General features: G+C 66.4%; 12 protein-coding genes. 4 read left to right on the plus strand and 8 right to left on the minus strand.

Annotation, left to right across the window (positions count from 1 at the left end):
- A partial coding sequence (ssb, locus tag JHC57_RS18260; RefSeq protein ID WP_294031827.1) for a single-stranded DNA-binding protein occupies window positions 1–452 on the plus strand: 452 nt, incomplete at its 5' end.
- 11 nt (window positions 453–463) lie between these two features.
- Complete coding sequence (locus tag JHC57_RS18265) at window positions 464–934, plus strand: MmcB family DNA repair protein (protein WP_294031829.1); 471 nt, start codon at window positions 464–466, stop codon at window positions 932–934.
- Here JHC57_RS18265 and JHC57_RS18270 read toward each other — a convergent pair.
- The 6 genes from JHC57_RS18270 to JHC57_RS18295 form a co-directional block, all read right to left on the minus strand.
- On the minus strand, window positions 931–1365 hold the full coding sequence (locus JHC57_RS18270) for a GFA family protein (RefSeq protein ID WP_294031831.1): 435 nt from the start codon (window positions 1363–1365) through the stop codon (window positions 931–933). The genes JHC57_RS18265 and JHC57_RS18270 overlap by 4 nt on opposite strands.
- A 27-nt stretch (window positions 1366–1392) precedes the next feature.
- A complete protein-coding gene (locus tag JHC57_RS18275) occupies window positions 1393–2019 on the minus strand; it encodes a riboflavin synthase (protein WP_294031833.1) in 627 nt (208 codons plus the stop codon).
- A gap of 9 nt (window positions 2020–2028) precedes the next feature.
- On the minus strand, window positions 2029–3003 hold the full coding sequence (gene ribD / locus JHC57_RS18280) for a bifunctional diaminohydroxyphosphoribosylaminopyrimidine deaminase/5-amino-6-(5-phosphoribosylamino)uracil reductase RibD (RefSeq protein WP_294031834.1): 975 nt from the start codon (window positions 3001–3003) through the stop codon (window positions 2029–2031).
- Window positions 3004–3007: 4 nt separating this feature from the next.
- Entirely contained in the window at window positions 3008–3469 is a 462-nt protein-coding gene (locus JHC57_RS18285; RefSeq protein ID WP_294031835.1) for a hypothetical protein, read from the minus strand.
- A 266-nt stretch (window positions 3470–3735) separates the two neighbouring features.
- On the minus strand, window positions 3736–4197 hold the full coding sequence (locus tag JHC57_RS18290) for a thioesterase family protein (protein WP_294031837.1): 462 nt from the start codon (window positions 4195–4197) through the stop codon (window positions 3736–3738).
- 7 nt (window positions 4198–4204) lie between these two features.
- Window positions 4205–6031 carry an aminopeptidase P family protein gene (locus JHC57_RS18295; RefSeq protein ID WP_294031838.1) on the minus strand — a complete coding sequence of 609 codons (1827 nt, stop codon included), beginning with the start codon at window positions 6029–6031 and terminating at the stop codon, window positions 4205–4207.
- Window positions 6032–6098: 67 nt separating this feature from the next.
- Here JHC57_RS18295 and JHC57_RS18300 point away from each other — a divergent pair, with 67 nt between their 5' ends.
- Both JHC57_RS18300 and JHC57_RS18305 read left to right on the plus strand, forming a co-directional pair.
- Window positions 6099–8264, plus strand: a complete 2166-nt coding sequence (locus JHC57_RS18300) for a S9 family peptidase (protein ID WP_294031840.1) — start codon at window positions 6099–6101, stop codon at window positions 8262–8264.
- 9 nt (window positions 8265–8273) lie between these two features.
- Entirely contained in the window at window positions 8274–8726 is a 453-nt protein-coding gene (locus JHC57_RS18305; RefSeq protein WP_294031841.1) for a hypothetical protein, read from the plus strand.
- 23 nt (window positions 8727–8749) lie between these two features.
- Here JHC57_RS18305 and JHC57_RS18310 read toward each other — a convergent pair whose 3' ends face one another.
- On the minus strand, window positions 8750–9361 hold the full coding sequence (locus tag JHC57_RS18310; protein WP_294031843.1) for an HAD family phosphatase: 612 nt from the start codon (window positions 9359–9361) through the stop codon (window positions 8750–8752).
- Between the two features lie 97 nt (window positions 9362–9458).
- A complete protein-coding gene (ykgO, locus tag JHC57_RS18315) occupies window positions 9459–9584 on the minus strand; it encodes a type B 50S ribosomal protein L36 (protein ID WP_003046794.1) in 126 nt (41 codons plus the stop codon).
- Window positions 9585–9907 lie beyond the last annotated feature (323 nt).

The following is a 9907-nucleotide window of genomic DNA, read 5'->3' on the forward strand; positions in this document are numbered from 1 at the left end:
TCCGCATCGCGACCTCCGAGCAGTGGAAGGACCGGATGACCGGCGAGCGCAAGGAGCGCACCGAGTGGCATCAGGTCGTGATCAACGGCGAAGGGCTGATCGGCGTCGTCGAGCGTTACCTCAAGAAGGGCTCGAAGGTTTATATCGAAGGCTCGCTGCGGACCCGCAAATGGCAGGACCGCGACGGTAACGACCGCTATACGACCGAGATCGTGATCGCCGGCATGGGCGGGACGCTGACCATGCTCGACGGCGCGCCGGGCGGCGGCGGCGGTTCGCGCGGCGGCGACGGCTGGTCGCAGGGCGGCGGATCGTCGGGCGGCGGCTGGGATCAGGGCGGCGGTTCGGGCGGAAGCTCGGGCGGCGGCTGGAACCAGGGCGGCGGCGGCGGCAGCTCGGGTGGCGGACGCCCGCCGTTCGACGACGATCTGGACGACGACGTCCCCTTCTGAGGTTCTGACCGATGGCGAGTGACCTGCTGACCGCCGCGGACGTCGCGCGCGGCGTGTGCCGGCTGTTCGCGCAGCAGGGACTGGTCGCGATCCCCGAGGTCACGCTCCCCAACGGGCGGCGCACCGACCTCACCGCGATCGACGCCAGGGGCCAGATCACGATCGTCGAGATCAAGGTGAGCCGTGCCGACCTGCACGGCGACGGCAAATGGCCCGACTATTGCGACTGGTGCGACCGATTCTACTGGGCGCTCGCATCGGGGCTCGACCCCGCGATTCTCGAAACCGAAGGCTATCGCCGCGAGACGTCGGGGCTGATCGTCGCCGACCGCTATGGCGCGGCGGTGGTGCGCGAAGCCGCGAGCTGCAACCTCGCGCCCGCGCGGCGCAAGGCCGAATTGCTGCGGATCGGGCGGATCGCGATGCGGCGTTCGATGATCGCCGCCGACCCCGAACTCGCGGCGGGCTGGAGCGAAAGCTAGGCGGGGTCGAGCCGCGGCGAATCGAACCCCGCTTCATATTGCGGTGCCGAATCGGCGATGCACACCCACGGCGCCTTGGAACCGACGAAGATATGGGCCGCATAGCCGCGGAACCCCGGGTCGTCGTCGAGCAGGCCCGCCGGCACAAAAAGAAATTTTCCGCGATTGTCGCCCAGCGGCATCGGGCTGCCGCATTGCCGGCAGAAGTGCGACGACCAGCCGCCGGCGTCAGGGACGGTGAAACGCTGGATCATCTCCTCTCCGGCCAGCCAGCGAAAGCCCGCCGCCGGCGCATGGAAGACCGCGTTGCCGTCCGTACCCGACACCTTGCGGCATCTGGAACAATGGCACTGGCCCGCGGGTCCGATGTCCCCGTCGATTTCGAAACGGATTTCGCCGCACAGGCACGAACCGCGAATCGCCTTCGGCATCAGGATTCTCCCGTCCGCGAGGCGCGCTTATCCCCGCGCCTGCATCCGCGCGAGGTAACGCGCGAGTATATCGATCTCGAGATTGACCGGGCGCCCCGCGGCCGCCTCGTCCAGCGTCGTCATTTCCTGCGTATGCGGGATGATGTTGAGCGTGAAATGCGCCTCGCCGTCCGGCTGGTCGGCGACCTCGTTCACCGTCAGCGAGACGCCGTCGACGGTGATCGAGCCCTTCGGCGCGATATGCGGCGCGAGCGACGCCGGCGCGGCGACGGTCACCGTCACGCTGTCGCCGACCGGTTCAACCGACACGATGCGGCCTATATCGTCGACATGGCCGGTGACGATATGTCCGCCGAGCTCGTCGCCGATCCTGAGCGCGCGTTCGAGGTTGAGGCGGCGTCCCGCATCCCACATGCCGGGCGCGGTGCGCGCGAGCGTCTCGGCGCTCGCGTCGATCGCGAACCAGCCGCCCGGGCCGTTGCTGGCCGCGTCCACCCCCTTGTCGACGACGGTCAGACACGCGCCCGAACAGGCGATCGAGGCGCCGAGGTCGATGCTGCCGACGTCATAGGCGGTGCCGATGACGAGCCGCGTGTCGCCGCGCTCCTCGCGGCTGCGGATGATGCCGATGTCGGTGATGATGCCGGTGAACATGCGGGGTCCTCAAATTGTCCTGATGCGCTCGTAGACGTCGAGCCGGTCGCTGCCAAGCAGGCGGCTGTCGGCGAGGTGCCAGCGGCCGTGCGCGTCGGCGAGACCGGCGAGGCCGATGTCGCCGAGCGCGGGCTTGCCGCCGCCGATCAGGATCGGCGCGCGATAGAGCAGGAGCCGGTCGACGCGGTCGGCGGCGAGAAAGGCCGACGCCGCGCGCGCGCCGCCCTCGACGAGCAGCGAATCGACGTCGTCGACGGCTTCGGGCGAGGCGACCGCGGTCCAGCCCCCGGGTGCGGTCCCGCGGGTGAGCAACAGCTTCTTCGGGCTGCGACTTTCGAGCCCCGGCAGCCGCACGTCGAGTTTCGGCGCGTCGGCGTCGAGCGTGCCGCGCCCGACGAGGATCGCCTGATGCTGCGCACGTTCGAGATGACCGTGCGCGCGCGCGCGCTCCCCGGTGATCCAGCGGCTCGCCCCGTCGGCGCGCGCGATGCAGCCGTCGAGCGAGGTCGCGAGCTTGAGCGTGACGAACGGCCGTCCCTCGGCCCGCCGCGTCCACCAGGGCGCCATCGCGGCGCGGGCTTCGGCCGGCAGGACGTTGAACACGACCTCGATCCCCGCAGCCTGCAGGCGGGCGATGCCCCGGCCGTCGGTGCGCGGGTCGGGGTCCTGCGCCGCGATCACGACGCGCGCGATGCCCGCGGCAATCAGCAGATCGCTGCACGCCGGCCCGCGCGCGCTCGCATGCGCGCAGGGTTCGAGGCTGGCATAGGCTGTCGCCCCCCGCGCGGCGGCGCCCGCCGCGATCAGCGCCATCGCCTCGGCGTGCGGGCGGCCGCCGGCCTGCGTCCAGCCGCGCCCGACGACTTTGCCATCCCTGACGATCAGGCAGCCGACATTGGGATTGGGCGCCGATGCCGGCCGGCCGCGCCGCGACAGCGCGATGGCGGCCGCTATCCGGTCGGCATCGGTCGGCGGGCGACGCATGCGCTCAGTCGGCGCTCTTGGATTGCGGCCCGCGCGCCGCACGTTCGGCGAGCGTCGAGCGCTGCCGTACCGGCTCGGGCTTCTTCTTCGCCGCCGCCGCCGCTTCCTCGCCGAGCGTCTCGCGCGTCACCTTGTCGGCTTCGCTCGAATCATATTCGATGCCGAGGCTGTCGGCGAACCGCTGATATTCGGCGCGCTTCCTCGCATTCTGCAGCGTCGTCTCCCTGGCGCGCGCGACCCAGTCGGCGCGAATCTCGTCGGCGCTGCGGTTCGCCGACCAGTTTTCGAAATAGATGATCTGCGCCTTCGGCTTCTCGTACGGGATCAGATATTGCTCGACCCCGTGGAAAACGAGCCAGGTCAGCGCGATCGCGACGCCCCACACCGCCCAGCGATGCGGGCGCGGTTCGCGGATATAGGCCCAGAAATCGGACACGCCGCCGCCGATGTCGGGTTTTTGAAACATCCTCATCGCGCCAATTTAGGCGATGTCGCCGCGATTTGCGAGAGGGCGCGCAACTGCCCGCGATTGCACCGGATGACGGATGTGAGCGTTCTCGATTGCAAAAAATGCAATTAAAGATGCTCTTTTCGCAGTTGCAACATTCATTGTGCAGTGCAATATCACACTTGCCTTTTAGGCATCCTCTCCCAAAACTTTCACGGGCCACCCTCGGGTGGCCCTTTTTTTTCGACTTTTTTGGTTGAGAGGGTCGATTCGGAACATCCGAATCAGTCCTGGGCCGGCGTTCGCGCCTCGAATCGCCGCACTTCCGCTATGAAGCTTCCCGGCAGCGGCGTCGGCTTGCCGCTGTCGGTATCGAGATGCGCATAGCTGATCTCGATATCCGTAAGCCGCTCATTTTCGCGGAAAATGCCGCAATGAAGCGTGAAGCTGGTCCGGCCGAAGCGGCTGATTCGCGATGCGATCGTGATCAGTTCGTCGAGCCGCGCCGGGGCATGATAGTCGATTTCGCAATGCGTTTCGCGAATGTCTGTACCATATTGGTGAAAATAGGGTCCGGGCTGCCCCTCGCCCAGTGCGCGGAAATATTCGGTCACGCCAATGTCGGCGTAGACCAGATAATTGGCGTTGAAGACGATATTCTGCCCGTCGATCTCGTTGAAGCGGACGCGGACGCGCTCCTGCACGCGGAAATCGGCGAGCGGCACGGCGCTGCGAGCGTCGGTCATCTGCGCCTCAGGCCGCGAGCGCGGCGGGGGTGCGGTCGAGCGGCGCGCACGCGGCTTCGAGCCATGCGCGCTCCTCTCCCTCCATTGCGGCCCCGAGCTTCGCCAATACCTCGGCATGATAGGCGTCGAGCCAGTCGGCCTCGGCGCCCGACAACAGCGACGCATCGACGAGATTCCGCGCGATCGGCGCAAAGGTGATCGTCTCGAACCCCAGCATGTCCTCCTCGGCGCCCGCGATGCGCTGCGGCGTGACGACGACGAGATTCTCGATGCGGATGCCGAAATGGCCCGCCTTGTAATAGCCGGGCTCGTTCGAGAGGATCATGCCCGCATGCAGCGGTTCCTCGGTTCCCGCCTGCCCGCCCGACGGCTTGGCGATGCGCTGCGGCCCTTCGTGGACCGCGAGATAGGTGCCCACGCCGTGGCCGGTGCCATGCGCATAATCGACCCCGTCGGCCCACAGATACTGGCGCGCGAGAATGTCGAGCTGGCTGCCGCGCGTGCCCTTCGGGAAGCGCGCGACCGCGAGCGCGATATGGCCTTTGAGCACCTGCGTGAAGCGGCGGCGCATCTCGGCGGTCGGCGTCCCGATCGCGATCGTGCGCGTGATGTCGGTCGTGCCGTCGTCATATTGCCCGCCCGAATCGACGAGATAGAGGGTGCCGGTCTCGATCGCACGGTTGGTCGTCTCGTCGACCTTGTAGTGCGGCAAGGCGCCATTGGGGCCAGCGGCCGAGATGGTGTCGAAGGAGAGATCCCTGAGCGCGCCATTTTCGTCGCGGAAGGCACGGAGCTTCGCCGCGGCGCCGAGCTCGTCGAGACCGCCCTGCGGCGCGACCTCTTCCATCCATTTGAGGAAGCGCGCGACCGCGACCCCGTCGCGCACATGCGCGGCGCGGGTGCCCGAAAGCTCGGTTTCGTTCTTGATCGCCTTGGGCAGCACCGCGGGATCGCGATAACGCGCGACCGCGGCCCCGGCGCTTTCGAGCACGGTGAAGATCGCCGCGACCGCGCGATCGGGATCGACCGCGACCTTCTTGCCCGCGAGGCCGGCGAGTGCCGCCTCGAACGCGGTCCGGTCGTGGATCCGCACGCTGTTGCCGAGATGCGCGCGCACCGCGTCGGTGATCTTTTCGGGCGCGATGAACAGGTCGGCGGTCGCATCGGCGTGGAGCAGCGCGAAGGCGAGGCCGACGGGCGTGTGGCTGACGTCGGTGCCGCGGATGTTGAAGGTCCAGGCGATCGAATCGAGCGCGGTCATCACCGTCGTGTCGAGCCCCTTCGCCTTCAGCCAGTCGGCGATGATCTCGCGCTTTTCGACCGCGCTCTGCCCCGCAAGCGCGGCATCATGGACGGTCACGACCGCGTCGCTCGGCGCGGGCCGGTCGTCCCATGCGGCGTCGAGCGGGTTGGCTTCGACCGCGACGAGGGTCGCGCCCTTCGCGGCGAGCGCCTTTTCCAGGCCGCGCCCCCAGTCGATGCCGTGGAGCCAGGGGTCGTAGCCGACCTTCTGTCCCGCGCTGACGTTGGCGCCGAGCCATTCGGCGACGCTCGACTGCGGGACGCCGACATAGTCGAACAGCGACCCGTCGACCTGATCGCGCACCTGCACCGTATAACGGCCGTCGACGAAAACCGCGGCCTTTTCGGGCAGCACCGCCGCGGTTCCGGCCGAGCCGCCGAAGCCGGTCAGCCATGCCATGCGCTGCGCATAGTCGCCGACATATTCGCTCATATGCTCGTCGCTGATCGGCACGACGAAGCCGTCGAGGCCGCGGGCGGCGAGTTCGGCGCGGACACGCGCGAGACGCTCTGCATGGAGGGGGCTGGACATGGTTGCTTCCTTGTTCCTACATCGGAAACGATACCGTCCGTCCGGCGGTACCGCGGGGGATTTTGTGATGCGCGCTATTTGGATGTTTCTGACGGCAATTGCCACCCCGCTTGTCGCATCGCCCGCCCTGTTCGCCAAAGAGAAAGACGCCGCATTGACCAGCCCGACCCCCGCCCTGCCCGCCGCCCCCGTCGCGGAAAAGCGCCCGCACGAAATGACGCTGCACGGCAGGACGCTGTCCGATCCGTACCACTGGCTGAAGGACGAGAGCTATCCGGTGATCGATGACAAGGATGTGCTCGACTATGTGAAGGCGGAGAATGCGTATTTCGACGCCGCGATGAAGCCGCATGCCGCGCTCGTCGAGACGCTGTTCCAGGAGATGAAGGGGCGGATCAAGGAAGCCGATTCGAGCGTGCCGCAGAAGGATGGCGACTGGGTCTATTGGGTCGAGTTCGAGGAGGGCGCCGAATACAAGAAATGGTACCGGAAGCCGGCGTCGGGCACCGGTGAGCCGGCCCTGATCCTCGACGAGGTCGCGATGGCGGCGGGCAAGGATTATTTCCGCCTCGCCGAGGTGTCGGTGAGCCCGGACGGCAAGCTGATGGCCTATTCGTTCGACGACAATGGCTCCGAACGGTTCGAGGCGCGCATCCGCAATCTGGAAACGGGCGAACTGCTGCCGGACACGATCCCCGGCACGCTGTCGTCGCTCGTCTGGACCTCGGGTAACGATGCGATCCTCTACGGGCTCGCGAACGAGAACTGGCGCACCGACAATGTCCGGCTGCACAAGCTCGGTACCCCGGTGAGCGAGGACAAATTGCTCTACAAGGAGCCCGACATCGGCTTCGGCGTCGGGATCGGCAAGACCGCGGCGGACAATTATATCGTGATCGCGACGGGCGATAACGAGACGAGCGAGGTCTATCTGCTCCCCGCCGGCAACCCCGAGGCGGAGATGCAGCTCGTCTCGGCGCGCAAGAAGGGCCGCGAGTACAGCGTCGACGAACGCGAGGGCACGCTCTATATCCACACCAACGACGAGCATCCCAATTTCCGCGTCGCGACCGCGAGCGTGAAAACGCCCGGCGAATGGAAGACGCTGATCCCCGGATCGGACGAGAATTACATCACCGGCCTTTCGGTCTTCCGCGACTATTTCGTCCTCGAATCGCGCGAGAAGGGCGTCGATCAGGTCGATGTCCGCAAATATGACGCGCCGCTGACCCCGGGTCGGGTCAAATTCCCCGAGGCGACCTATGTGGCGGGGCTCGGCGACAATCCCGAATATCATCAGGACAAGCTGCGGCTCGACTATGAATCGATGGTCACCCCCGACACCGTGTTCGATTACGACCTCGCGGACCGCAAGCTCGAAACGCTGAAGGTGCAGGAAATTCCGTCTGGTTACAATCATGACGACTATGTAACCGAACTGGTTCACATGCCGTCGCGCGACGGCACGCCGGTTCCGGTGTCGCTCGTCTATAAAAAGGGCACGCCGCGCGACGGCAGCGCGCCGATGCACCTCTATGTCTATGGCTCCTACGGCTACCGTGTCCCGCCGGGTTTCTCGACGACGCGCCTCAGCCTTGTCGATCGCGGCATGATCTATGCCATCGCGCATGTCCGCGGCGGCGACGACCTCGGCCGCGCCTGGTATCTCGCGGGCAAGACGACCGAGCGCAAGAACACGTTCAACGACTTCATCGACGTCGCCAAGGGGCTGATCGCGGCGAAATATACGAGCGCGGGCAGGATCTCGATCGAAGGCCGCTCGGCGGGCGGACAGGTGATGGGCGCGGTCTACAATCAGGCGCCCGAGCTGTGGGGCGCGGTGCTTGCGGGCGTGCCCTTCGTCGACGTGATCAACACGATGGTCGACGAGACGCTGCCGCTGACCCCCGGCGAATGGCCCGAATGGGGCAATCCGATCACCGACAAGGCGGCGTTCGATTATATGCTGAGCTACAGCCCCTACGACAATGTGACCGCGAAGGCCTATCCGCCGATGCTGGTGTCGGCGGGGCTCAACGACCCGCGCGTGACCTATTGGGAGCCCGCGAAATGGGTGGCGAAGCTGCGCGCGACGCGCACCAACGATGCGACCCTGCTGCTGCGCACCAACATGGGCGCGGGCCACGCCGGCAAGTCGGGCCGCTGGGGCGCGCTGCGCGAGGATGCCGAGGAGTTCGCCTTCGTGCTGACGCAGCTTGGGGTGGAGAAATAGGGTCGGCAGGTGGCCAACGACAGGCAGCGCACCGGTAACATCGGTGTCTATCATGTTGCCCGCGAGCTGTCGCGGCACGGCTGGAACGTCATGCTCACGGTGCGCAACGCGCGCGGTGCCGACCTGTATGCCGCCTCGACCTCGGAACGGCTGGTCTGTCCCATTCAGGTCAAGGCGCATTCGGGAAAGCCGCAGGACGTCAACCTCGGCCTTTTTCCGGACAAGCTCGTCACGCCCTGGTGGGTTTTCGTCGGCTTCGCCGGATCGGCGGAGCCCGTCTGTTATGTGATCAGCATGGCCGAAATTCGCGACCGGATGGCACGGGATCCGGGAACACGATCGGGCAAGCCCGAACATGAGCGGGCTTACTGGTTCGATCGCCGATATTATACGCCCGGAAGCGACCGGGAACTGACCCATGCGCGCGAAGCCTGGGACCGGCTGGGCGATTGCCTCTCCTAGCCGGAAACTTCCGCAGCCCGCCGCTAGCGGGCCAAATAGTCCCGTGCGGTCAGCTCGCGTTCGAGCATGGCGGCGTCGACAAACCGGTGTCCGGCGATGCCGACCGATTCGGCGCCCGCGATATTTTTCGCGACATCGTCGATGAACAGCGCGCCCGCGGGGTCGATCCCGAATCGCTCGATCGCGAGCCGGTAGATCGCGGGGTCGGGCTTCATCAATTTCTCGGTGCCCGAGACGATGATATCGCGGAAGCGGTCGAAGACCGGCTGGGTCGGCCGGAAAGCCTCCCAGAATTCATGCCCGAAGTTGGTGATCGCGAAGAGCGGCACGCCCGCGTCGTCGAGCCGCTCGACGAGTTCGAGGCTGCCGGGCATCGGGCCGGGGATCGTCTCGTTGAAGCGCGAGGCATAAGCGTCGATCAGCGGTGCATGGTCGGGGAACCCGGCTTTGAGTTCGGGCACCATCTCGGCGAGCGGGCGGCCGGCATCGTGCTGGAAATGCCATTCGGGGGTGACGACATTGGTCACGAACCATTCGAGTTCGTCCTTGTCCGCGATCAGCTTGCCGAACAGGTAACGCAGGTCCCAGTCGAAGAGGACGCGGCCGACGTCGAAGATCACACTCTGGCGAATCATGGGAACTCCGGACACGCGAAAGCGCCGCCGGAAGCATCCGACGGCGTCACGCTGACTTGGCTATGCGCGCGGGGCGGGAAACGCCCCGGCAGGGCCATCAGCCCTGGCGCGCCTTGAAGCGGCGGTTGGTCTTGTTGATCACATAGGTACGGCCACGGCGACGGATAACGCGGTTATCCCGGTGGCGGTCCTTCAGCGACTTCAGGCTGTTGCGAATCTTCATCGTTCTGTTCCGTAAAAGCTTTGGCGTTGTACGCGAAGCGGCGCACCTATGGGGAAGCGGGTGAAAAGTCAACCGCTCCCGGCGCGCTCGCCGGTAAAAGGCTCACGCCGAGACGCGGAGCAGAAGATATTCGCGCAGAGAGCGCGGAGTCCCCGGAGAATTTGGTTCACGCGGAGCCGCGGAGAAGGAGAGATTGGCGGTTCGGCCACCTTCTTCATCATGTGCGAACCCTGCGCTCTCGGCGCGAATTGAAATCTAACCCGCGAGCGCCTTTTGCCGCCGCCGCTGCACCGACGAGCCATAACCCATCGCCTCGCGATATT

The sequence above is a fragment of the Sphingopyxis sp. genome (assembly GCF_016463645.1).
In the GTDB taxonomy this organism is placed as follows: domain Bacteria; phylum Pseudomonadota; class Alphaproteobacteria; order Sphingomonadales; family Sphingomonadaceae; genus Sphingopyxis.